Source organism: Sphingobacterium sp. R2, assembly GCF_040760075.1.
Classification (GTDB): domain Bacteria; phylum Bacteroidota; class Bacteroidia; order Sphingobacteriales; family Sphingobacteriaceae; genus Sphingobacterium.
Genome location: NZ_CP142884.1, coordinates 778,204 through 802,234, shown reverse-complemented (window position 1 = coordinate 802,234; position 24,031 = coordinate 778,204). Strand labels below are relative to the sequence as shown.

Here is a 24,031-nt window from a genome sequence, read left to right as displayed (position 1 = left end):
TTATATTTAGTAATTGTTAAGTGTAATTTATTTTTTACCATTCCATTCGGCTATAAACTCATCTAGAAAGCTGAGCATATAATCGTGGCGATGTGCTGCTATTTTCTTCGCAGCCTCTGTATTCATCTTATCCTTTAGCAATAAGAGTTTTTCGTAGAAGTGATTGATTGTAGGAGCTTCCGAATGTTTGTACGCCTCTTTATCCTTATATTCCTGTACGGGAATGTTAGGGTTATACATCTCACGTCCCTTGTTTCCGCCAAAGCTGAATGCGCGGGCAATACCAATGGCTCCGATGGCATCCAGGCGATCCGCATCTTGTACGATCTCCATCTCTTTCGAATGGAATGACACTTCGCCTAAGCTTGCTTTAAAAGACATGTTGAAGATAATTTTTTTAACATGGTCAATGATCTCAGGCGAAATTTCTAGACTTGCCAAAAACTCTCCGGCAACACGAGGGCCTACAGTTTCGTCGCCATCATGAAATTTACTGTCAGCGATGTCATGTAATAGCGCGGCCAATTCGCAGACCATGACATCTGCCGTTTCATTTTCTAAAATTAACTTCGTATTGTTCCATACGCGTTGAATATGCGACCAATCGTGGCCTGCTTCTGCAAATTTCAATCGGTCTTGCACAAATGCTACTGTGCGCTCAATAATGTTATTCATACAATACTTTTGTTTTTTCGCGAGTACCCTCGTATAATTCGTATTCTAATAATCTACAATCTAATTTACCATTATAAAACTCTATCCTTCGGGATGCACGCAGCCCAATTTTCTTTGCCAAATCTGGATTCCCTGTAAATATATAGCCTCTATACCCTTTGCACTCCTGCTTCATGAAATCCCCCATACGCTTGTAGGTAATTTCCAGTTTGCTGTGCGTGCCTAGGCGTTCACCGTATTCAGGATTGAATAAAATAACGCCACCTTCCTCTTTAGGAACGTGTGTTTCGGCAAAATCGCATACTTCAAATGAAATTAATTGTTCCACGCCGGCAGTCCTGGCATTCATCTTGGAAACATTGATCGCCTCTTCCGAAATATCACTAGCAATAATTTGTGGGGCCGCTTTTTTATTGATCTGATCTTTCAGTAGTCTGCGCTCTTGGAAGAAAACAGTTTCATCATAACCGATGAAATGCATAAAAGAGTAATTCATGCGCAGCAAACCCGGTTTCCTGTTTGTTGCAATCAGAGCGGCTTCGATTGCTAACGTTCCAGAACCGCACATCGGGTTCACAAATGGCGCATTTCCATCCCATTTGGATGCCATAATTGTTGAGGCTGCAAGAGCTTCCAGCATAGGCGCTTTTCCAGGGATCTTGCGATAACCATGTTTTGCTAGGGTCTCACCGGAAGTATCGATAAAAATTTCTGCGCGGTCATCTTTCCAATACAGGTGTACAACAGCTTTATTGTTGTCTGGACCTGAATTAGGACGCATACCCTTTTTTTCCTTGATGCGGTCCACGATAGCATCTTTAACCTTTACGTTTGCAAATAAAGGTGTGCTGATTGTTTCATTGTCCACATTGGAGCTGACCGAGAAGTATCCGTCAAATTGAATGAGTTCTTCCCAGGCAATTTGACTTAATTGTTCATAAAGCTCCGTAGGATTATTGGATGTAAACTCTTTTAACGAATACAAAATTTGCGATGCTGTACGTAGGTTCAGATTCAGCTTGATCGTATCATTTATACTAACCTTTAACTCTACTCCTGTAGGAAATGCCCTGACAATGTCAAAACCTAACTCTTTAACTTCCTGCTGCAAATAAGGTGATAAGCGCTTATTGCACGTTATAATAACTTTATTGGGGGTGTTGAAAACTTCCATCATATTTTGTACAAAGTTAATTAAACTCTTCCTCAAAAATTGCTTAATTTTACGCTTTAATATTTATTTTTTTGATTATGGAAATTAGAGGAAAAGTACACGAGATAGGAGCGACACAACAAGTGACAGAATCATTCAAAAAACGCGATATGATTGTAGCTTATGCCGAAAACCCACAATTTGTTGAGTACATCCGTTTTGAAGCTACACAAGACAGAACGTCAATCTTTGATAACTTAGCGATTGGTGAAGAGGTAGAAGTATCTTTTAATCTTCGTGGTCGTCCCTGGACGAATAAAGATGGCGTAACAACTTATTTTAACTCATTGGTTGCATGGCGTGTAACAAAATTGGGTAATGCTGCTCCAGCACCTTCTTCCCCAGGTTACGCAGATATGCCTGCTCCTGTAGATTTAGCTGGTTCATCAGATGACGATGATCTACCATTCTAATCGGAATAGGATTTATGCAATACCCGCGGTAGCGTTAAAATAGATTATTTAAACTGTAAGCAATACAGTTATTTACAATAAAAAAGGCTTCTTCAAGAAGCCTTTTTTATCATATAGATAGCCCAATACCAACCGCTAGTTTTCTTGGCGCTGAAATTGCTTGCTGTTGGATGTTTTTAAATCAAAAAATAACAGCTATGAAATTACCCGTATTCTATTTTTGCTTAGCAGCGATTTCGCTAAGTGCTTGCAATCAAACCTCAAAAAATAGTCAGCATACAGCTGCAGATTCTGTTACACATGAGACTGCGGCAGCAGATAATGCCCATACATCGCAAAATTCGCTGGATTGGCCGGGTACCTACGAAGCTACTATTCCCTGTGCCGACTGTGAAGGAATCAAAACCAACATTACCTTAAAAAGTAACAACACATTCACCATTGTGAGTGAATATATTAATAAAAATACCAAGGTTGAAGATACTGGCAAAGTCATGTGGCACGACAACGGGGCAGTTGTTCATCTCACAGGGAAAGAAACCAATATAAAATTAAAGGTAGGGGAAAATAAGCTGATCGGACTGGATCAGGAAGGTCATGAAATCGATGGTCCCAACGCACATCTTTATGTTTACAATAAGGTTGAAGGAGAAAAATTATAAAACAAAACTCCGTTGCTTGACTTAGCCACTGACATACTTGCCATACGGAACTTTCCGTAATAGGTAGGTCAATAAAGCACTTGCCAATAGCGTGATCACCGTTGCAGCCGGTATCTTCCACATCGTGGACAACGGAAGCAGCGGATGGATATAATTCAGCAATAAAATATGGCATAAGTAAATGCCAAAGCTGTGAATGTCGATAAATTCCCAGAAGGCGTTGAGTTGTTCTGGGAGTTTAAGGCGTTGAACGAAAATAAATAAAAAGCCGGCGCTTAAGGCAATATTCGGCGAAAGATAATTGTAGAGTGTCGGATCAAATTCCCCTCGTGATACACTCAGATAATATGTTCCTGCAGTAGTTGTCAGACAGCATACCAGAAAAAATGTAAAACTCGACAATTTTGCCATCCCAACCGGGTAATTGCGCAGATAATGACCTAAGACCAAATACCCCATATAGCCCGAGAAAAAAGTCAGATCAAAATTAGGTAGGACACTATTAAACCATTTATTCATGAAAAATAACGCTGCAAACCACAACCCCAAAAAGATCTCAAGCTCTCTTTTACTGCAGTTGCCCACAATTTTACGGATAAATGGCACTGCAAGGTAGAGCCCAAGTATCATATATAGATACCAAAGGTGTGCATTCGTTCCTGACTTTAAGCGAATTAACACAATGTTAATAACTTGTGGAAAACCGATATAGTTAAAATCAATGTAACGAATGAAATAATAGACAAGATAAACGACAGTCCAAAAAAGAAAAGGCGGGACAATTTTTAACAGACGTTTTCGGTAAAACTGTCCCGTGCTTTCGTCTTTCTGTAGCAGCAGTGCGCCTGAGATGATGACAAATAGGGGTACTGCAAAGCGCGAGAAGCTATTGAGCCAATTGGCATAACTCCAGTCGAATGACTCAAATTCGTTGCTGTTTAGGTAGCCCGAAGAGGAATGAATCAAGATAACGAGGAATATCGCAACAATACGAAGTACACTGATATAACTGGTTCGCGCCATTTGATTATGCTATTTTTATTGACTTTTACTGTCGTATACTTTCAAATATAACAGGGTTAAGAGTGCACCAATGCTCGCCATCCCCACACCAACAAGCGACGGTGTGTTATAAGCTAAACCCAAGGTTATTGGAATTCCACCTAAAAATGCACCTAAGGTATTGCCAAGGTTAAAGGCGGCCTGACCACCTGCCGCAGCCAGTGTTGCCGCTTCTTTTGAAGCGCGAATTAACATCAGTTGTGTCGGCGAACCAATAGTGAAGGACACCAGTCCGGTAATAAAGGCCAGTGGATAGGCTGTCCAGCCCAATGGCGAAATAAAGTAAACCATCACAAGGCATAGCGCCATGGCGGAAAAACTAGCAATCGCAGCTTTGGTTGGGGAGATTGTATCCGCCAATTTTCCACCGATAAGATTCCCGAAAAACATACCAACACCGATCAGGATCATAATCAGTGGCACACGATCAGCAGCGATACCCGATACATTGGTCACCAAAGGGGCGATGTAACTGATCCAGGCAAAAAGTCCACCGGTGCCGATGGCGATAATAGCCATTAATAGCCAGGCAATTTTTTTGTTGAAGAAGTTGAGCTGACTAAAGATGTTATTCCCCTTGGAAGCTTCAATTTTTGGCATCCAAGCATATATTGCTGCAAAAGTGATTAAACCCAATATACTGATAATTCCATAGGTCAACCGCCATGAATAATGATGACCGAGATAGGTTCCTAGCGGTACTCCAGCCAAATTGGCAATGGTCATTCCTGTAAACATAATGGATATGGCCTGGGCTTCTTTTCCTTTCGGCGCCAAGCGAGCAGCAACAACAGACCCAACACCAAAAAATGCACCGTGCGGAAGCCCTGCCATGAAGCGGGAGAGGCTGATCAAAAACTGTCCCGGTGCGATACTAAAAAGGCCATTGAAAATAAAAAACAGCAGCATTAAGAACAGCAATACCTTCTTTGGAGGATATTTTCCCGTAAATAGCACTAATGTGGGGGCACCGACAACGACACCTAATGCATAGAGTGCAATCAGATGGGCGGCTGTAGGGATCTCAATACGAAGATCTTGGGCAATATCCGGCAAAATCCCCATCATCGTGAATTCGGTCATTCCGATGGCGAGCCCGCCAAATGCCAAAGAAATAATTCCTTTGTTCATTGTGTTTTAAGGTTGAGGTTGTACGATAATGGTACGAAGATAATAAATAGATTGTACTAAAAACTACTGATACCTTTTTTGAGGGACACAGGTAATATTTTTAGTTTTTCTTAAGATGATTTGACGTTGATCTAACCTGCTTTCCAGTACGACCGAATCAGCAGCATGATAAACGACTTTAAAGCGGGGGATATACTGGCCGGAAAGATAACAGCCAGAAATCTTTTGCTTGCCATTTTCTTTGGTATAAATACCATCGACAAGGATAGAGTCCCCACGCAAAACATAAATACCCTTTGCATGTTCTGTCCAGGATCCATCTTTGTAACAGCTATCCGGTATTGTCTGTACTTTATTGTTGACGTGCATTGTCGCGTAAACAGAATCACAGGTAAACTTGAAATCGGTCAAAGTATATTGCATCATCTGCTGTTGTCCTGGAATACTGTCTTGGACCCATTCTCCCTGTAAAAAGGGCGCGCCTTCGCTCTGCATATCTGAATTGAATTTGCAGGCTGTACAAAAGAAAAACATACCTATGGCAAATGCCAATAGGTATGTCTTCGTTTGTATATTTTTTATTGAAATAAAATTCACAGCTTATTTTAAACTTCCAACCATATCTTCTGGTTTAACCCAAGCATCAAAGTCTTCAGGAGTCACATAACCCAGGCGTACGGCTTCTTCTTTAAGCGTAGTCCCATTTTTATGTGCTGTTTGCGCGATTTCTGCTGATTTGTAGTAACCAATTTTTGTGTTTAGCGCTGTTACTAACATCAATGAGTTGTCTACCAATTCTTTGATGCGTTTGTAATTCGGCTCAATACCTGCAGCACAGTGCTCTTCAAATGAAACACAAGCATCACCCAATAGGCGAGCAGACTGTAAGAAGTTTGCTGCCATCAATGGTTTAAACACGTTCAGCTCATAATGGCCCTGTGTTCCACCAATGGTGATCGCAACATCATTACCCATTACTTGTGCCGCCACCATCGTCAAGGCTTCACATTGTGTCGGATTAACTTTACCTGGCATAATGGATGATCCTGGTTCGTTCTCAGGGATCAAGATTTCACCGATACCAGAGCGTGGGCCAGAAGCCAACATACGGATGTCATTTGCTATTTTATTTAAGGCTACAGCCAATTGCTTCAATGCACCATGTGTTTCAACAATTGCGTCGTGAGCAGCCAAAGCCTCGAATTTGTTTTCAGCAGTGACGAAAGGTAGGCCGGTAAATTCAGCGATATATTTAGCAACGACAACATCATAGCCCTTTGGTGTATTTAATCCTGTACCTACAGCAGTACCTCCCAGTGCAAGTTCAGACAAATGCGAAAGTGTATTTCTCAAAGCTTTCAGACCATGGTTCAATTGAGCAACATAACCTGAAATCTCCTGACCTAGCGTCAACGGAGTAGCATCCATTAAGTGTGTACGGCCAATTTTTACAACATTTTTAAACTCCTCCGCTTTTTTAGCCAAGGTGTCACGCAATTTTTCTACGCCTGGAATGGTCACTTCTGCCACAGCTTTGTAAGCTGCGATATGCATTCCGGTAGGGAAAGTGTCATTCGATGATTGTGATTTGTTTACGTCATCATTTGCTTTTAACACAGGCTCGCCCTCACCGATTTTATGTCCAGCCAGCACTTGCGCACGGTTTGCCACAACTTCATTCACGTTCATATTGGATTGCGTGCCCGAACCTGTCTGCCAGATAACCAATGGAAATTGATCATCCAATTTGCCCGCTAAGATTTCATCACATACTGCAGCAATTGCATCACGTTTCTCCACAGATAATACACCCAGCTCGTGATTAGCATAAGCGGCTGCTTTCTTTAAATAGGCAAAGCCTGCGACGATTTCTTGTGGCATAGACGCTGCCGGTCCAATTTTAAAGTTGTTGCGTGAACGCTCTGTCTGTGCACCCCAGTATTTGTCTGCAGGTACTTGAACTTCACCCATCGTGTCTTTTTCAATTCTGAATGACATAGTATGTAAGTATAAATAAAACGTAAAATTAAAAGTACATGCGCCAAGCACATCATACATCAATCACAAAGTTACAGGATAATACAGTAAAGAACAAGGATTAATAATAATACTCCCAATAGGCAGATCTTAAAAACCAAGCCGTTTTGTCAAGGATTCATTCACATGATAGAATACCTGTTTCGGCTTTAATGTTCGCCAAGCAAGCGTATTCAAGCCACCACCAAAATTAATGTAATAATCTATATTCTGTTGTTGGAACTCTTCGATCACATGTTCACGGAAACCAATGCCTGCAATCCAGCCATCCTCAATATCCTGAAACCATTCCTCATAGTATGAGTCGTCTGAAGCATGAAAATTCAGTACATTCTCGCCGATTACAATAAAATATTTGATACCCTGACTGATCAATACATCAATAATTTCTCGCTTGAATAACATAATATCATTGTAGATGGCATCATTCCATTCACCAATCAGTTCGATAATGCAATAGTGTTTCTCATAGTCGACAAACAGTATTTTTAAATATAAAGTAAGCGAACCAAATTCATCCCATTGCGGATGCAGGAGAAAATTATAGACCTGTTTATCAAAATCGAATTCACTATAGATCGTGCCATAGAAGGGCGATTGTTCATCTTCAGCGGCAATGTAATAATCCCGCCAATTGTAATAAGGTTCGATTTCGTGCATACCAGTTGAATCTTTTTCCACTCAAACTAAGATAAATTTACGCGGATTTGCAAGTTAAATTGAGGCATAATACTGTTTTGAGCAAAAGATCGGAAAAGTCCTACGGCTTGCTCTTCGATTCATCGAAAGTTTGTCGGGATGGAATTGAACGGACGCATGGCACTGACAGGCTGTTCTAAACCACAGAATGGATTTTTAATTTTTAATGTAAAAATATGGTTCACGTACTCGTTTAACCGAATAAACTTATTATTTTTGATCAGGTAATGAATGTTGAATAATTTTTCTTTTCTTCGATAATTCAGGAAGATTTCCCATGCAAAAAAGTATTAAAAGAAATATTTTTGTAGCCGCTACATATGCTGCAGTATTGCTTCTCGGCTTGCTGTTGGGACAAAATTATGCTGAAGAGCAAGGAAGTAACCAAAAAACAACCTTTTCAAGTTTACGCTCCAACGGAAATTCGGATAAACTGCAATATCTCATTCAATTAATTGCTGAAAATTATGTCGATAACGTCAGTATAGATACCGTTCAGGACGAAGCCATTGAGCATGTAGTTTCCCGCTTAGACCCTTTTTCCACATTTTTGAAACCAAATCAAGTACAGGCCAAGCAGGAGACCCTTGAAGGAACATTTGACGGTATTGGAGTAGAGTATTTTCGCTTGAAAGATACCCTGCTCGTCGTTGGGATGGTTGCTGCAGGGCCTGCTGAGAAAGCAGGAATGCGTATTGGTGACCGCATTTTAAAGATCGGAAATAACGACCTTGTCGGAAGAAAAGTGACCGAAAACGAAATAGAAAAACTGATCCGTGGAAAGAAAGGAACAGCGGTATTGATTTCCATTCAGCGTAATGGAGTGGTATTGAGCAATCCAATAAAAGTGATTCGTGATCAGGTCAATGTTTCGAGCTTAGATGCATCCTATATGATCGCTCCAAAAACAGCTTATGTTAAAATTCGGAGGTTTGGACATAAGACGGCAGACGAATTCAGGCAGTCACTCATTGACTTACGAAAAAGTGGAGCGCAAGATCTTATTTTAGATTTACGTAATAATGGTGGTGGGTTTGTGCACACGGCAATTGATCTAGCGGGTCAATTTTTTCAGGAAAAAAGACTCCTGATGTATACCGAAGGAGCCAATGAGCCACGTCAGGATTTCTATTCCGAAAAGCCTGGCGAGTTTGGCGATGGCCGTGTCATTGTGCTGATCAACGAAAGCACTGCCTCAGCAAGCGAAATTGTGAGCGGCGCTCTTCAAGACCTGGATCGTGCAACAATTGTCGGACGTAGGTCGTATGGCAAAGGATTGGTACAAGAGCAATTTGATTTTTCAGACGGTTCGGCAATCAATTTGACCGTGGCACGTTACTATACGCCGCTTGGAAGATGTATTCAACGAAAATATACACGTGCCAATTTTGATGCAGCAAAATACATGACAGGCTTCGATCTTTGGACAATGGATACCGAATTTAGTCAAAAAGAAATGTTTACAACCAGCAAAGGAAAGCTTGTGTTTGGTGGTGGCGGTATTCTTCCCGATGTGACCATCCCGATTGATACCAATGAGACCAGTGCCAAATACCGCGAGATCTTTCATTCCAATGCAATCGAAGAGTTCGTTTATGATCGATTCACAAAACATCTGCCCGCGTATTCTATCGAGAATTTTATAAGTGGCTACCATTTGCCTGCGGCAGAATTTGATCTATTTATTTCATATCTCAATAGCCAAAAGCGTATTTCGGTAACGTCCAGAGAAGCTGCAAATTTACATGATATCATTCAATCCGATATCGAAGCATTAGTAGGACGCTATTATTTTGGCCGTGAAGCCTACTATAAAATCAAAAATAGAAGAGATAAATTTATCGAAATAGGGCTTAAAACATTAGGGTATCAAATGCCTAAGGTTTAAGTCTAAGATCAGCCCATACCGGATAGTGATCTGATAATTTCTTTTTGACGATCTGATAGTTCATCACCTGAAATTTCTGGCTTGCAAAAATATAATCAATCTGAAAGATCGGTAAAAGGGAATGATGCGTCACGCCCCAGCCATTACCTTTCTCCTTAAATGCATTGTACATACCATCTCCAATCAGATTGACCGAGTAGCTCATCGGCGTATCATTGAAATCACCTACGGCAATATAAGGATATTGACATTCATTCATATGCTTCTTTAATGAATGTGCCTGTTCACTCCGCAGTTCGAATGCATTCTTCAGTTTGCGACTCAGTCTACGTGTTCTTGAATTATCCAACTCATTAGTATTGGATAAATTCTGAATGAACTCTTTGTCTTCATTTTGAAGTGCAAAAGAACGGAGATGTATATTGTAGAGGCGAATCAAAGTATCCTGTTTTTTGACATCGACATAACTGATTCGATTGATCCCGTAATCGTTGTCTCTTATAGTGCCTGAATCATAAATCGGGAATCGTGAAAGGACAGCCATTCCATAGGCCTCGTAATCATTTTTAGAGCTAGGTTCGAAGAAAAAGTAATCGTAGCCGAGCTTGTCTTTAAACTCTTCCGAAAAAACATGCTTTCCTTTAATTTTACTAATATATTCCTGAAAGCAGATCACATCGGGAGATATACTGTCGATAATGCGAACAACATCGGCTTTAAAGTTTTTTTTCTCATCGTTTACCTTTTTGAATAAATGTGCATTGAAGGTCATGATGCGCAGCGTACGCGTTTCCGACGAGACAGGGGCATTCTCTTTGCGAATGTTCCAGTGTTTAGTTAGATAAGGCCATCCAATCAGGATCGTCACGAGTGAATAAAATGCAATTTTTCGCTTACGGAGCAGCCAATAGCAGATAAAGCCAATATTAATAACAAGTATAGGGAGGTAGCCTAGTCCCATAAAGGCAATAGGCCAAAAAGATTTAGGATTGATGAAAGTCGCTGAATAGCTCATCAGCAGGGCAATGATCGCAAGCATATTTGCCAGGAACATTGTTTTACTTATAAACCCCAGTTTTCTCCTTAAAAATGTCCTTCTATCCATCAACCTTATCACCACTGTTGCTTGCCCTAAAGAGCGTTTCTTTTTCGGGATTCGTTAGACTGTCGTAGCCAGAAACAGAAATTTTATCTAAAATGGCATCGATTTCGGCCTGATTGGGCAGGTCATAACGATGTTTCCGATTTGTCTGTATGTTGTTGCCTACAACAACTTTCATTTTTGCAGGCTTATTTTGCTTTTTCTGGAATATTGTGGACCAGTCCATCCCCGATTTTAATGCATAGGTGAATCCCATTCCAAACAAAATAACCGCAAAATAGGAAATGGCCGCGGGACGGTTTGTCAGGGTGAGGGCCAGGAATTCCAACCCAAAATAAATGATGGCTATTAATTTTAATTTGATATTACCAATAAGCAGTAAACGTAATTCGTACTTGGGAACTAACGTGACAATAGCCGCCAATACCGCTGCCAGAGGGAGCGATCCGCCCATGAGCTGTAAATCGCTGGACATCGGAAGAAGCGATCCGAATCCCACGTAGAGGATACCGCCGAATAGCCAAGAGGTGATATAAATAAATAAAAACTGCCTTTTGTTTAAGAAAGTAAAAAAAATCTGACCGACCCAATAGAGCCATAAGCTTTCGAAGAGTATAGTCCAAAGTTTTACATACACAAAATTTGATGTAAACAAAGACCATGGCTGTTCGAGAAAACGCGAAAAACTACTTGGTAGGCTCATTCCTCTCACTAAAGGTTCCAGAAAGCTTTGCGAAACGATCTTTAATTCAAAGAGTAGATCCAAAAAATAGATGAGGACAAACAAACACGCCTGAATACTAATTACTAACGGTACTGGTGATCCAGTTTTATAGGTTTGTCTCCAAAAATCTTTTAGCCCGATGTTATTCATTTCGCACGATATTAATAAATTCCCTTTCTAACCTTCCAGAGTTTAAGGAGTAGATAGCCAAATAGTGCTCCTCCGACGTGAGCCAGGTGAGCCACAGAATCTCCGGGCCGCGACAGGCTCATATAGATTTCGATAAGGATAAATCCACCGATCATGTACTTCGCTTTGACTGGTACAGGAATAAACAAAAATTGAAGCGGTATGTTTGGAAAAAGGTAGGCAAATGCCAATAGAACACCATAAATAGCTCCTGAGGCCCCCAACATCGGAATGAGGTAGGTTAGTGCTTCATTATTTCCGGTATTGGCCATGGCAATAAGTTCGTTCCCGCTTACGCCATGAAGTGGAGCAAATGAACCTGTCGCATTATAGAGTTGTATACCATTTACAGCTGTATAAAGAAACCAGGCACCAATTCCTGAAACCAGGTAGAAATTTAAAAAACGTTTCGATCCAAGTACCTGCTCAATCATTGGTCCAAACATGACCAGCGAAAACATATTGAAGAAAATATGGCTAATATCTTTCTTGTCGTGCATAAACATATGCGTGATCACCTGCCAGATTTTAAAATAAGGGGAGTCCGGATAATAGACCGTAAGATAATCATATGCTACAGGTACAAGTTGTGATCCAATATAAAATATGATATTGATGATCAATAAATTCTTGATAACAGGTGTCAATTGTGGAAACATATATTTTATCTTCTAATTTTTGCCAAATTTTTCCGCTAATTCTTGCAATGTAAATGTTACAATTACGGGGTTGCCATAGATGGAGATATTGGGTGAGTGACAAGCAAACAGTCTGTCCACAAGCTCTGCCATTGCTGTATTGTCCAACGCGGTACCAGGTTTAATGGCCGCATTACGGGCAAGGCTCTTGGCAAGATTTTCTCGCTTAGCGAGCTTATACTCAGATTGATTGTTTTTATAATCTTCCAATATTTTCTCAATCATCTTTATTTCATCGAATCCTGTCCCTAAATCGGCTGGAATTCCGTCAATAATATAGGAATTTTTTCCAAATTCCCGAATTTGAAAGCCCAAACCATTGATGTCCTCCAGGAGATCTTTCATCAATTCATTATCTGCGGCATGCAGATCTAACGTCTGCGGAAATAAACTCTGCTGACTCAGACCTCTATGTTGATCCAGCTGTGTAAGAAACTGTTCAAAAAGAATACGTTCGTGCGCAGCCTGCTGATCGATCAGAATAAATCCAGAGTGAATCTGGGAAACAATATATTTATTATGCAGCTGGAAAAAGAGCTTCGATGATGATTTATCTTCGACTTGAATAACCTGTGGACCATCGTCATCTAACTCAGATTTTCTATGCAGAGGTAGTTGAACGGACTCTTCTTTTTCGACGATTTGATAGAGGGAATCCCAATTGCTCGGAATCCCGCCCGTTTTCTTGGTAAGTCCTTCCGCATAGCTTTCTGATCGGGTATAGCTCGAATTGGATTTTGATTTGTCCGTATCAAACGGGTTAAAATCCGGATTGAACGTTACTGTTGGAATAATAATTTCATCCAAGGCCTTTTTGGTAATCAGGTTGGTGAAACTTGTTTCCTGTTCAAAATCCAGCGAAGGCATGATGTTGTACCGCCCCAGTGACCTTTTTACTGCAGACCGTATAATGGCGTAAATGGCCTTATCGTCTTCATACTTGATTTCGGTCTTTGTAGGGTGTACATTAATATCGATTCGCGCAGGATCTATGTCGATAAATAAGACATAGAAAGGGAATGTTTCGGCTTGTAAAATATCCTCATAAGCATTCATCACAGCATGATGAAGATAAGGATCACGTACAAAGCGTTTGTTGACAAAGAAAAACTGTTCACCACGAGTCTTCTTTGCAAACTCGGGTTTCCCGACAAAACCTTCTACCTTGATGATGGATGTATCCTCTTCGACAGGAACAAGGCGCTGATTGTAATTGTTTCCGAAAATATGCACAACACGCTGTTTGAGCGTCTCCGCGGGCAAATGATAAATTTCATTTCCGTCGCTGTGCAAGGTCAGGAAAATCTGTGGATTGGATAAGGCTATACGTTGAAATTCATCAATAATATGACGCATTTCTACGGAGTTACTCTTTAAGAAGTTCCGCCGTGCAGGAATATTGTAAAAAAGATTTTTTACTAAAATATTTGTTCCGGCAGCAACAGCTTCCGGGTATTGGTTGACAACTTTTGATCCTTCTATCTCAACAACTGTCCCTAGTTCATCTTCGACGCGGCGTGTTTTGAGTTCGACCTGCGCTATCGCAGCAATGGATGCCATTGCTTCACCGCGGAAACCCATGGTGCGGATTGCAAATAAGTCTTCAGCCTTACGAATTTTTGATGTTGCGTGCCGTTCAAAGCAAAGGCGGGCATCAGTCACACTCATGCCACAGCCATTGTCAATGACCTGAATCAATGACTTGCCTGCGTCTTTAACAATAAGTTTTATTTTGTCAGCTCCAGCATCAATAGCATTCTCAATCAATTCTTTAATGGCAGACGCTGGTCGCTGCACCACTTCTCCCGCCGCAATCTGATTAGCAACATTATCTGGAAGTAATTGAATAATATCCGACATATAATACAAAGTTACGAAATATCCATATTTACAGCGTATAAACACAGATGAAAATCAAATGGACATTCCACTTGTTCCTTTAAAATAAAAGCCTTTAAAGCGCTCACTTATACCAATTAACTGGCTGCAAATGATACCTTATTGCATACTAAAACAAACTGCAAAACCGACATAATTATTGCATATGTGCTATTGAATTGCTTATGCACAATTTAACGGCGGTCTGATACGGCGTGCATTACCCATGTTCGGAGTAAAAACAAGGGTTCTCCGTTTCAATGATAGCACATCTCCAGCGACATTACATCTCCAGCTTTAAGAAACGTGCCGTTTCGCTTTTATTATTTTTAATTAAGTTTTCAGGCGTTCCCTCAAATAAGACCTGGCCCCCTTCTTTACCACCCTCAGGACCAATATCAATGACCCAGTCTGCCGATTTAACCACATCAAGATTGTGCTCGATGATCAATACCGTATTTCCACGGTCCACTAAACGATTGATAACACCCATCAGTACATTCACATCTTCAAAGTGAAGGCCGGTAGTCGGTTCGTCAAGGATATAAAATGTATTTCCAGTATCTTTTTTAGAAAGTTCAGTAGCCAATTTTACCCGCTGAGCCTCACCTCCCGATAAGGTTGTCGACGACTGACCTAAGGTGATGTAACCCAAACCGACATCCTGCAGTGTTTTAATCTTTCGGTAGATACTCGGTACATTTTCGAAGAAATCTACCGCATCGTTGATGCTCATATCGAGAACATCGGAAATGGATTTTCCTTTATAGCGTACCTCCAAAGTTTCTCGGTTATAGCGTTTTCCGTGACAGGTTTCACAAGGAACCTGTACATCAGGAAGGAAATTCATCTCGATGACCTTTAGTCCGGCTCCCTGACAGGTTTCACAACGACCACCTTTCACATTGAAGGAGAATCTCCCGGGCTTATAGCCCCTGATTTTTGCTTCAGGCAACTGGACAAACAAGGTTCTGATATCCGAGAATACACCTGTGTACGTTGACGGGTTAGATCGCGGTGTACGACCGATAGGACTTTGATCGATCTCGATAACTTTGTCAATATGTTCTAACCCTTCAATTTTTTTGAAGGGAAGTGGAGTTGCTTTTGCCCTGAAAAAATGTTTATTCAAAATCGGGTACAACGTGCCTGTAATCAAGCTGGATTTGCCCGAACCCGAAACACCGGACACCACAATAAGCTTTCCTAAAGGAAAAGAGACCGAAAGATTCTTCAAGTTATGCCCTGTTGCGCCTCGTAACGACAATGTTTTTCCATTGCCCGTACGCCGTTTTTCAGGGATTTTTACCGCTTTTGTTCCGTTGAGATAAGCTGCCGTTAGGGAGTCTGATTTTAAGATTTCCTTAGGTGTGCCTTCGGCAACCACCGTACCACCATGAACTCCCGCAGCAGGTCCCATGTCGATAACATGGTCGGCATGTAGGATCATGTCTTTATCATGTTCTACCACAAGCACCGAATTACCAATATCGCGTAGGTTTTTAAGTGCATTGATAAGTCGCTCATTGTCCCGCTGATGCAGTCCGATACTCGGCTCATCAAGAATGTAAAGTACATTGACTAATTGCGAACCAATCTGTGTGGCCAAACGAATGCGTTGTGCCTCACCACCTGAAAGCGTCTTCGCTGTACGGTCCAGGGTCAGGTAATTTAAGCCTACATCCAGCAAGAAACCCAAACGCGCACGGATTTCCTTTAAGATCTCTGTTGCAATAATAAGCTGGCGTTCGTCAAGTTTACTTTCTACCTGGTCAAACCATTCTTTGATGGAAGTAATATCCATCGTAGCAAGTTCATGAATATTCTTATCGGCAATTTTGAAATGTAAAGATTCTTTTTTCAATCGTGCGCCCGCACAGGTCGGACAGGTAACTTTTGTTCTGAAATCATCTAACGAAGGGGCTTCATCGGACGATTTGCCCGAAAATTCCTCCAGCATCTTAAAGATGCCTTCAAATTCAACGCGATATTCACGCGTGCCATAACTGCCATAAGAAACCGTGACAACGATAGGTTCTTCTTTATTTCCAAACAAAAGCTGATCAATCTGTGCTTCATTGAGCTTTTCAAGCGGCGTGGAAATGGTAAAATCCAATTTTTTAGCGACAGCTTTCAAGACTTCCGAAGTCCAGTTTTCACGCGTGGGCCCCAGAGGCGCTAAACCGCCTTTTTGAATGCTTAGCTTTTTGTCCGGAATAACCGCTTGCTTATCAATTTCAAAAATATAGCCTAAACCATCACACGTGGGACAAGCACCATAAGGCGAATTGAATGAAAACGTATTTGGTTGCGGCTCATCATACGAAATACCCGATTCCGCATCCATGAGGTACCGGCTATAAAATTGCTCCTGATTGTCCTTGTTAGATACTTTGATGATTCCTTTTGCTGTTTTCATCGCCTGCATGACCGAAGTCTGTAAGCGCTTTTTATCTTCACGCTCTACTTTCAGACGATCTACTACGATTTCAATATCGTGTATTTTATACCGGTCAACCTGCATTTTTGGAACAAGATCCAATATTTCCCCATCCACACGCACCTTCACATAACCTTGCTTGCGGATTTGTTCGAACAATTCCCGATAATGCCCCTTACGTCCTTTGACCACAGGTGCCAGGATATTTAAAGCCTGTCCTTCAAATTCTGTCAGAATACGTTCAATGACCTGATCGTCCGACATGCGCTCCATCTTTTTTCCGGTCACATAAGAGTAGGCTTCTCCAGCACGGGCAAAAAGTAAGCGCATAAAATCATACACCTCAGTGATCGTTCCAACAGTAGACCTGGGGTTCTTGCTGGTGGTTTTCTGTTCAATGGAGATTACCGGACTTAAGCCCGATATCTTATCCACATCCGGACGTTCCATACCACCCAAAAACTGGCGGCTATACGCACTGAATGTCTCCATATAGCGGCGTTGCCCCTCGGCATAAATGGTGTCAAAAGCCAACGATGACTTTCCACTTCCACTTAGCCCTGTAATTACAACCAATTCATTTCTTGGAAAAGAAACATCTATATTTTTTAAATTGTGCGCACGCGCTCCAAATACCTGAACTTCACTTTGTTCGCCCAAATCTGGACTTCTTTTTATTGCCATGAAAACTCCTTAAGGTCCCTTTGTGAGGGATTAAATGCAAAACATGCAAAATTACAGATTTTAAAGGAATTATGCGAGCCGATCTGACTTTTGGAATAAAATGTGATATACAAGTGATTTAAAAAAATAATGTACCTTGCACCATAAATCTAAATGTATGCGAAAATACGACGTCAGCAAACAAGAAAAGCAATCGATCGATGATATTGTCCAATTCTGGAAGAAAGAAAATTTATTGGATGAGCAAAAAGCGAACGAGCTGATGGAGAGTTTGGACGTGAAAAGTTTTGATTGGGGGCAACTGGCTCGGTATGCTTTTTGGATTGCACTGGCATCTCTGGTATTCGCCGTTTTTTCGCTGTTTACCGATGCGTCATTCCTAGCCTTTGTGGATACCCTTTACGAAGCACCAAATATCTTGTTTTGTTTCTTTTTTGCTGCCGTGGCCGTATTGTTCTATACCCTGGGGTTGCGCTATAAGAAACGCTATCCGTATAAAAACTTATCCACCGAAACCATGATGCTGATTGGAGTTTTCGCTACGGCAGCCTGTATTGGATTTATGGGTAAGGTATTGGATAAAGATACCATGCACTACTCGCTTTTATTTTTGCTTTCCGTGGCGATTTATGGCTTTCTTGCTGTCAAGCTTGATAGTAAGCTCATCTGGACATTTATGCTATTGGCGCTAGGGGTATGGTTTGCAACCGAAACGGCGTACCATAGCAATTGGGGCTTCAAGTTTTGGGGAATGAATTATCCCCTTCGGTTTACCATTTTTGGGACACTGATCACTGCACTGGCCGTTTGGGCTCAGCCACGGTTCGCACAGCTACAAGTCTTTCAGCCTATCAGTTATATTGTCGGATTGATCTACCTGATGGTATCCTTATGGACACTCTCTATTTTTGGGAATTATGCTGATTTTTATGAATGGACCACCGTACGTCAATACCATATGTTCTACTGGGGTATATTGTCAACTGCGGTATCTGTATTTCTAGTCGTCTATGGATTAAAAGCGAAAGACAATGTGACCAGAGAAGTTGGGTTTGTATTTTTAGTGCTCAATATCTATACACGTTATGTGGAATACCTCTGGGACAACATCAATCGAGCAGTATTCTTTTTGATTTTGGCCGTGTCCTTTTGGTTTGTTGGCCGTTGGGCAGAGAAATTATGGAACAAACGGAAGGAAGAGATTGCTGGATAACGCTTAAAATTGAATCGTAAATCCGACACCTCTATTGGAATTGATGCTCAGATTGGGATCCAGGCTTAAATATTTGCGGATCCGGGTAACAAAGACATCCATGCTCCTTCCGGTAAAGAAATCTGCATTCCCCCATACCTTTTCAAGAATATCTTCACGCGTGACAAGCTGGCCCCTGTGTTGCCATAGAAATAGGAGCAGTTGTGCTTCGCGTTCAGTGAGCTTAAACTGACCCTGTGCATGGCTTAATACTAACTGTTCGGGGTGAAATACATATGTCCCGAGGACAATCGATTTTGGCGTACTATTTTTCTGATTCCGTTTTAATATATTCTGTATGCGAAGCAAGAGTTCTTCAGGATCGCAAGGTTTAGTGACATAATCATCAGCACCGATTTTTAGTCCCGTAAGCTTGTCGATCTTTTGTTCTTTGGCGGTTAAAAAGATAAATGGTAATGCGGGATGCAGGGCATTAATTTCTTTGGCCAGACTAAAACCGCTGATTTGAGGAAGCATCACATCCAGTATAACCAGGTCGTAGCCGGCTAGCTGCTGAAAATTTTCCATAAGATCCTGAGGCTGCGCCATCCAATCTACGACAAATGCAGATAGCTCAAGGTATTGCTTGAGCATAAAACCAAAATCAGGATCATCTTCAACGAGGAGTAATTTGTTCATTTTTTATATTCAGTCGTTCATCTAAACTACTTTTCTATGCTTGCTATATTGGCTTTGTCGCGGGGCTTATTTCCTATTTCTTTGCCGCAGCTGATTACACTTACCTTATGATGGAATAGCAAGGAGCGGCAATTGAATTTTAAACGTAGTACCTACACCAAGCGTACTAATTACTGTAAGCTGTCCCTGATAACGATCCACGATTTTTTTAACAAGGAAAAGGCCAATTCCCAATCCCTTGGTGTCGTGTATATTGTTTTTTTGGATGCGGTAAAACTTGTCGAAAATATAAGGGAGTTCGCACTCCTCCATGCCATCACCATTGTCTTGTACGTAAATTGAAAGCTTATTTTTCTTTTGCTCAAAATGAACTTTAAGCCATTTTGCGCCATACTTTACAGCATTGTTCATGAGATTCTGAAATAATGTTGTTGCATCGCTGAGGCCCAAGCACAATTTCCCTTCAGGCAATGGGCTTGTTTCAAATGCAATGGCTGGGTTCGTCAATTTAAAATCATCGAAAATCGCTTGGAGTTCCATCGTGGTAACAGGAGGATGATCCGATGGTTTAAGGTCTTCGGTCAGCGGGGCAAGGGTGTGTTCCAGGCGATTGACTTGCCGCTCAATGACCGTTATAATATTTTCATCTGTCGATTTTCGAAGTGTCTTAGCTGCAATTTTTAAGGTCGCAATAGGGGTTTTAAGTTCATGCGATACATTGTCAACCACGTCGTGAAGCACGGTGATCTGCTTCTGCTGTTTTTTGAGATTTTGAATGGTTCTATAAAAAAGCCAAAGAAAGGCGGCCAATATAAATAAGGTGCTCAACAGGAGGGATGTGAGTTCTTTGAATAATATCCAGTGGAGATTGGTTACCTCAAAAGAACTTTTCCTGTGGACTAAAAAGGTGTATAAGATTTCCTTGCTTTGGATGCTCTCTTCAATTTTCTGTGTTTCGGTTTTTTCCGTTATCCATTCACTGGAAGAAAGTTCAACAGGTCGTCGGAAATTTCCCTGTGTGGTGTAAACCGTAATGGGGCCATCAGCAATCTGCTTGTTAAAGTTTCTAAAATAAATACCCAAGATCTCCTTTTTTAGGATAACATCCATACCCAGTGGTTGAAATAGACTGTCGACATAGCGTGTGAGCTTCCCGGATGTTTTATGCGCATTGGCATGATATAGTCCTTTAAGCTGTTGAGCTGTTATCTGATTTTTAACCAATTTGATGTAGTAGTCTCTGGCGATGTCCTTGCTCATTAAATCATCATCAAAAAGACTGTCAATTTTGGGAGATTTGTTCAGTTTGCTTTTTACTGTTGCAAAAATATCGCGCTGTTTGAGCTGATAGGTGTTGTACAATTGATAGCCCTGAATGCCGATCAGTACAGCAAAAAATAATGTAAAGAGAACACTATAATTTTTGGGTTTCAATTCCATACACAAATATAACTGCTGAAGGCCAATATAATATACTTTAACGCAGTATTAACCCTTCATTAACCATTATTTACTACGGAGATGGACAATTTTGGGACATCGGAAGCGCGTAAAAGGTCAGTGACTGTCACATACGATAACCACAAAAAAGGCATGCGTTTGACAGCACAGCTAATAGATATAATAATCCCGGTATGCGCTAATGAAATTAAAAGACTAATTATTTGTACATGAAATCGAGCCTATTTTTTCTAGCTTTCCCTTTAGCGCTTTCAGCACAGACAAAGATCGGGGGACAAGTGCAGGATACAAACAAAATTGTATTAGCAGGTGCAACCGTTATGCTATTGGATAGTAACTATCAAGCAATTCGTGAAGTGAAAACTGACCATCTTGGAACGTTTATGCTGTCGCTGGATCATTCTGGCAGCTATTATCTACGGTCCACTTATCTTAACTTTAGACCTCAGGAGCACTTTTTCCGTAGCGACACCATTGCTCGCCCTCTGATACTTGAACTTATTCCCGAATCAAAAGTACTCGAAGAAGCACAGGTTGTCGGGCGGGCGCCGAGATTGATCCGCAAGTTGGACCGCCTGGAATTTAACGTGCAGCATTCTAATCTTTCGGCACTCAACAGTTGGGACATTTTGAAACGGACGCCATTGGTGATGGCAAATGGCTCAGATTTAATGGTCCGTGGAAGTAAAAATATTGTTGTAATGATTAATGAACGAAAAGTTATGCTCACAGGGGAGGAATTGAAAACCTATCTTGAGAATACGGCGGGCAGCGATGTCCAATCGATCGAGGTCATTACCAACCCCCCCGCAAAATATGAAGCGGAGGGCAGTACCATCATCAATATTAAACTTTCCAAATCGAACCTCTTTGGATATCGGGGCTCGGCGGTTGCGTTGGCCGAAAAAAGCAGCACCTGGAAGCAATTGTTTGGGCTGACCCAGTATTACAGAAATGAAAAAATCAACGTTCGTGGCACCTATAATTTCGGAAGGGGAACTTATGCACGTTACGAAACGAATTATGTGTATTATCCCAATGAGCAAACCTCGTGGGAAGGTGTGATGGATCGATTTGATACCAATAACAGTCAGAACAGCTATGTGCTTTCGATGGAATACACACCCGATTCAACCTGGACTGTTAGCGGAGGACTAAACGGATATTATGGCCCCAAAACCTATGGTACCTACGTGGTGCCAACTGTCATTTACGATAGCAACCGTATTCAACAATCGAGCTACCTCACGACAAACGATCATGAGTCATCTTCAGAAACAAAAAACATGTATCTCCAGGTCATTAAGAAGCTTAACGCCAGCTGGAGTATAAATTGGTCTTCTTACTTTACAGACCATCATTCGACAAATAATCAGGATGTGCTCACCGCGCTGAGATTTAAGGATCAACAACCCAGGGATACACGATTTATTAGCAACAACGGAAATAAAAATAGGCTCTTTTCTTCACAGGTCGATTTTTCCGGTAAGGTAAAGCAGCTTGGAATGGAATTTGGAGGGAAATTTAGCGATGTTACCACAACAAACAGTCTTGTGTTCACTGACGATGAATCGGGCAAGTTGGAGCATAGGCCGGATAAGAGTAGTGAGTTTGATTACAAAGAACGGAACGTAGCTCTTTATGGTTCATTGGACTATACCTGGAAAAAATGGAGCTGGAAAGCAGGATTAAGAGGAGAATATACCAACTTAAAGGGCATTGTATCAGAACCAGAAGATATCAATAAACAGGATTATTTTGTGCTCTTCCCGACATTTTATATGCAATATGCCTTGACGGAAAATCAGCAGTTAGGTTTTTCCTATGGAAAGCGGATCAGTCGTCCTTCCTACTCTTGGCTCAATCCCGCAAAATCCTACTACAATCGTTTTTCATACTTTCAGGGAGATCCCCGTTTAAGGGCTACGATCGTGCATAACCTGAATCTGACGTGGACCAAAAACAACTGGAATATTGATCTATTCTACCGATTTGAAAAGTGGCCTAATATGGAAATAGCCTTGCAGGATAATGTTAACCACCAGCTGATTTATCATTATACCAATATCAAAAAGGGGCAGGGAGCAGGGATAGACCTGGGTAAGAGTTTTCAGTTTACTGAACGTTGGGGAATGAACCTGCAGCTAGAGGGAATGTACAATGAGAATTACTTTATGGGGACCGATGATGTGCTGCACAAGAACGATGTATACATTGGCAACGGAAATATAAGTAGCAGCTATGTCTTGAGCAAAGAAGCAGGCTGGAATCTTGAGCTCGGCAATACGTTTACATCGCCCACCATACAGGGGCCATTTAAAATAACTGGGTATTCCAGTACCTATGTAATGACAAATCGAAAATTCTTTAAAAACAAGTTTGAGGTAAATCTATCGTTTATGGACATCTTTAAAACGGAAAAAATGACCATATCCTCCAAATATGCCGATCAAAATAACTTTTATAAAGATTATCGGGATACCAGAAAGGTAAATCTGACGCTGCGGTACCATTTTGGAAATCAGAAAGTCAAAAGTAACAATCAGCCCGCAAAAACAGAAGAGCAGAACCGCTTGTAAATCTATTGAATTCTTGCAAAATCAAATTGTTCATATCTCTTTACCTATTATATCCATAAAGAAAATGAATACGGCAAGGATTGAAAGCAATTGTCCTCCACGTCGGATGTGGAGGACAATCAGATGTCAGAAAGGTATTTCCTTAGTTTATTTTCAAAGAATACGTGATATTGATACCGCCCGCAGCAAGCATATCATGTACGGAGCAATATTTTTTAACGGCCAGTTCAGCCGCTTTAGCTGCTTTGACCTCATCAATTTCACCTTTTAAAAAGAAATTGATGTGTATATCTGTAAATACCTGTGGTATTTCTTCCCGGCGTTTACCCTCCACTTCAACCTGGATATCTTCAATTAGCTGGCGTTGTTTTACCAGGATACTATGCAGGTCAAAAACGCTGCACGAACCCAGTGCCATTAGAACTAATTCCATGGGACGAACACCTTTACCTTCACCACCGATCGCTTCCGAACCGTCGATGTTGACTTTGACCGAAGATAATTCACTGCTGGCTTCGAAATGTACAGCCTGGTTGACACGGTTTAATTTGATTTTCATCTTAACATATTTTATTCATTTTTTGCACACCAATTTTAGCGAATAG

Annotated in this window: 20 protein-coding genes; 5 read left to right on the top strand and 15 right to left on the bottom strand. The window is 41.1% G+C overall.

Annotated elements, in window-relative coordinates; all coding sequences use genetic code 11:
• Window positions 1–27 precede the first annotated feature (27 nt).
• Both VXM68_RS03320 and VXM68_RS03315 read right to left on the bottom strand, forming a co-directional pair.
• Complete coding sequence (locus VXM68_RS03320) at window positions 28–675, bottom strand: HD domain-containing protein (protein ID WP_293957070.1); 648 nt, start codon at window positions 673–675, stop codon at window positions 28–30.
• Complete coding sequence (locus VXM68_RS03315) at window positions 668–1,849, bottom strand: class I SAM-dependent RNA methyltransferase (RefSeq protein WP_312362302.1); 1,182 nt, start codon at window positions 1,847–1,849, stop codon at window positions 668–670. The genes VXM68_RS03320 and VXM68_RS03315 overlap by 8 nt, the downstream gene beginning before the upstream one ends.
• A gap of 77 nt (window positions 1,850–1,926) precedes the next feature.
• On the opposite strand from VXM68_RS03315, the gene VXM68_RS03310 reads away from it, so the two are divergent.
• Together VXM68_RS03310 and VXM68_RS03305 are read left to right on the top strand one after the other, a co-directional pair.
• On the top strand, window positions 1,927–2,301 hold the full coding sequence (locus VXM68_RS03310) for a DUF3127 domain-containing protein (protein WP_070570272.1): 375 nt from the start codon (window positions 1,927–1,929) through the stop codon (window positions 2,299–2,301).
• Window positions 2,302–2,498: 197 nt separating this feature from the next.
• On the top strand, window positions 2,499–2,963 hold the full coding sequence (locus tag VXM68_RS03305) for a copper resistance protein NlpE (protein WP_367210448.1): 465 nt from the start codon (window positions 2,499–2,501) through the stop codon (window positions 2,961–2,963).
• Window positions 2,964–2,984: 21 nt separating this feature from the next.
• Here VXM68_RS03305 and VXM68_RS03300 read toward each other — a convergent pair whose 3' ends face one another.
• From VXM68_RS03300 to VXM68_RS03280, 5 genes are all read right to left on the bottom strand, one after another.
• Window positions 2,985–3,986, bottom strand: a complete 1,002-nt coding sequence (locus VXM68_RS03300) for an acyltransferase family protein (protein ID WP_293957067.1) — start codon at window positions 3,984–3,986, stop codon at window positions 2,985–2,987.
• A 15-nt stretch (window positions 3,987–4,001) separates the two neighbouring features.
• Entirely contained in the window at window positions 4,002–5,156 is a 1,155-nt protein-coding gene (locus VXM68_RS03295) for an MFS transporter (protein WP_294348259.1), read from the bottom strand.
• Window positions 5,157–5,219: 63 nt separating this feature from the next.
• Entirely contained in the window at window positions 5,220–5,753 is a 534-nt protein-coding gene (locus VXM68_RS03290) for a fumarate hydratase (RefSeq protein WP_294348256.1), read from the bottom strand.
• A gap of 3 nt (window positions 5,754–5,756) precedes the next feature.
• A complete protein-coding gene (gene fumC, locus VXM68_RS03285; RefSeq protein WP_294185313.1) occupies window positions 5,757–7,154 on the bottom strand; it encodes a class II fumarate hydratase in 1,398 nt (465 codons plus the stop codon).
• Between the two features lie 129 nt (window positions 7,155–7,283).
• Entirely contained in the window at window positions 7,284–7,853 is a 570-nt protein-coding gene (locus VXM68_RS03280; protein WP_293957062.1) for a hypothetical protein, read from the bottom strand.
• 316 nt (window positions 7,854–8,169) lie between these two features.
• Between VXM68_RS03280 and VXM68_RS03275 the strand changes: the two genes are divergently transcribed.
• Window positions 8,170–9,780, top strand: a complete 1,611-nt coding sequence (locus VXM68_RS03275; protein WP_293957061.1) for a S41 family peptidase — start codon at window positions 8,170–8,172, stop codon at window positions 9,778–9,780.
• Here VXM68_RS03275 and VXM68_RS03270 read toward each other — a convergent pair.
• The 5 genes from VXM68_RS03270 to uvrA form a co-directional block, all read right to left on the bottom strand.
• The gene (locus VXM68_RS03270) at window positions 9,770–10,834 is read right to left on the bottom strand and encodes an endonuclease/exonuclease/phosphatase family protein (protein ID WP_294185314.1); all 1,065 of its coding nucleotides are present in this window, start codon (window positions 10,832–10,834) and stop codon (window positions 9,770–9,772) included. The two genes, VXM68_RS03275 and VXM68_RS03270, sit on opposite strands and share 11 nt — an antisense overlap.
• 43 nt (window positions 10,835–10,877) lie before the next feature.
• Window positions 10,878–11,756 (bottom strand): rhomboid family intramembrane serine protease, encoded by an 879-nt coding sequence (locus VXM68_RS03265; RefSeq protein WP_294185315.1) that lies wholly within the window; start codon window positions 11,754–11,756, stop codon window positions 10,878–10,880.
• Between the two features lie 11 nt (window positions 11,757–11,767).
• The gene (locus tag VXM68_RS03260; protein WP_367210447.1) at window positions 11,768–12,454 is read right to left on the bottom strand and encodes a rhomboid family intramembrane serine protease; all 687 of its coding nucleotides are present in this window, start codon (window positions 12,452–12,454) and stop codon (window positions 11,768–11,770) included.
• Window positions 12,455–12,466: 12 nt separating this feature from the next.
• A complete protein-coding gene (gene mutL, locus VXM68_RS03255) occupies window positions 12,467–14,353 on the bottom strand; it encodes a DNA mismatch repair endonuclease MutL (protein ID WP_367210445.1) in 1,887 nt (628 codons plus the stop codon).
• 301 nt (window positions 14,354–14,654) lie between these two features.
• Window positions 14,655–17,495: an excinuclease ABC subunit UvrA gene (gene uvrA / locus VXM68_RS03250; protein ID WP_310081437.1), complete on the bottom strand. Its 2,841-nt coding sequence runs from the start codon at window positions 17,493–17,495 to the stop codon at window positions 14,655–14,657.
• A gap of 157 nt (window positions 17,496–17,652) precedes the next feature.
• On the opposite strand from uvrA, the gene VXM68_RS03245 reads away from it, so the two are divergent.
• Window positions 17,653–18,708: a DUF2157 domain-containing protein gene (locus tag VXM68_RS03245; RefSeq protein WP_293957054.1), complete on the top strand. Its 1,056-nt coding sequence runs from the start codon at window positions 17,653–17,655 to the stop codon at window positions 18,706–18,708.
• A gap of 3 nt (window positions 18,709–18,711) precedes the next feature.
• Here the strand turns inward: VXM68_RS03245 and VXM68_RS03240 are convergent, their stop codons facing one another.
• On the bottom strand, window positions 18,712–19,386 hold the full coding sequence (locus tag VXM68_RS03240; protein ID WP_367210444.1) for a response regulator transcription factor: 675 nt from the start codon (window positions 19,384–19,386) through the stop codon (window positions 18,712–18,714).
• Window positions 19,387–19,491: 105 nt separating this feature from the next.
• Window positions 19,492–20,826 carry a HAMP domain-containing sensor histidine kinase gene (locus tag VXM68_RS03235; protein ID WP_310081444.1) on the bottom strand — a complete coding sequence of 445 codons (1,335 nt, stop codon included), beginning with the start codon at window positions 20,824–20,826 and terminating at the stop codon, window positions 19,492–19,494.
• A gap of 230 nt (window positions 20,827–21,056) precedes the next feature.
• Here VXM68_RS03235 and VXM68_RS03230 point away from each other — a divergent pair, with 230 nt between their 5' ends.
• A complete protein-coding gene (locus VXM68_RS03230; protein WP_367210443.1) occupies window positions 21,057–23,426 on the top strand; it encodes an outer membrane beta-barrel family protein in 2,370 nt (789 codons plus the stop codon).
• Window positions 23,427–23,568: 142 nt separating this feature from the next.
• On the opposite strand, the gene VXM68_RS03225 is transcribed toward VXM68_RS03230, so the two are convergent.
• A complete protein-coding gene (locus VXM68_RS03225; protein WP_367210442.1) occupies window positions 23,569–23,985 on the bottom strand; it encodes an OsmC family protein in 417 nt (138 codons plus the stop codon).
• Window positions 23,986–24,031 lie beyond the last annotated feature (46 nt).

Coding starts and splice junctions, on each gene's coding strand:
- VXM68_RS03320 (WP_293957070.1), bottom strand. CDS start 675: ATGAATAACATTATTGAGCGCACAGTAGCATTTGTGCAAGACCGATTG.
- VXM68_RS03315 (WP_312362302.1), bottom strand. CDS start 1,849: ATGGAAGTTTTCAACACCCCCAATAAAGTTATTATAACGTGCAATAAG.
- VXM68_RS03310 (WP_070570272.1), top strand. CDS start 1,927: ATGGAAATTAGAGGAAAAGTACACGAGATAGGAGCGACACAACAAGTG.
- VXM68_RS03305 (WP_367210448.1), top strand. CDS start 2,499: ATGAAATTACCCGTATTCTATTTTTGCTTAGCAGCGATTTCGCTAAGT.
- VXM68_RS03300 (WP_293957067.1), bottom strand. CDS start 3,986: ATGGCGCGAACCAGTTATATCAGTGTACTTCGTATTGTTGCGATATTC.
- VXM68_RS03295 (WP_294348259.1), bottom strand. CDS start 5,156: ATGAACAAAGGAATTATTTCTTTGGCATTTGGCGGGCTCGCCATCGGA.
- fumC (WP_294185313.1), bottom strand. CDS start 7,154: ATGTCATTCAGAATTGAAAAAGACACGATGGGTGAAGTTCAAGTACCT.
- VXM68_RS03280 (WP_293957062.1), bottom strand. CDS start 7,853: ATGCACGAAATCGAACCTTATTACAATTGGCGGGATTATTACATTGCC.
- VXM68_RS03275 (WP_293957061.1), top strand. CDS start 8,170: ATGCAAAAAAGTATTAAAAGAAATATTTTTGTAGCCGCTACATATGCT.
- VXM68_RS03270 (WP_294185314.1), bottom strand. CDS start 10,834: ATGTTCCTGGCAAATATGCTTGCGATCATTGCCCTGCTGATGAGCTAT.
- VXM68_RS03265 (WP_294185315.1), bottom strand. CDS start 11,756: ATGAATAACATCGGGCTAAAAGATTTTTGGAGACAAACCTATAAAACT.
- VXM68_RS03260 (WP_367210447.1), bottom strand. CDS start 12,454: ATGTTTCCACAATTGACACCTGTTATCAAGAATTTATTGATCATCAAT.
- mutL (WP_367210445.1), bottom strand. CDS start 14,353: ATGTCGGATATTATTCAATTACTTCCAGATAATGTTGCTAATCAGATT.
- uvrA (WP_310081437.1), bottom strand. CDS start 17,495: ATGGCAATAAAAAGAAGTCCAGATTTGGGCGAACAAAGTGAAGTTCAG.
- VXM68_RS03245 (WP_293957054.1), top strand. CDS start 17,653: ATGCGAAAATACGACGTCAGCAAACAAGAAAAGCAATCGATCGATGAT.
- VXM68_RS03240 (WP_367210444.1), bottom strand. CDS start 19,386: ATGAACAAATTACTCCTCGTTGAAGATGATCCTGATTTTGGTTTTATG.
- VXM68_RS03235 (WP_310081444.1), bottom strand. CDS start 20,826: ATGGAATTGAAACCCAAAAATTATAGTGTTCTCTTTACATTATTTTTT.
- VXM68_RS03230 (WP_367210443.1), top strand. CDS start 21,057: ATGAAATCGAGCCTATTTTTTCTAGCTTTCCCTTTAGCGCTTTCAGCA.
- VXM68_RS03225 (WP_367210442.1), bottom strand. CDS start 23,985: ATGAAAATCAAATTAAACCGTGTCAACCAGGCTGTACATTTCGAAGCC.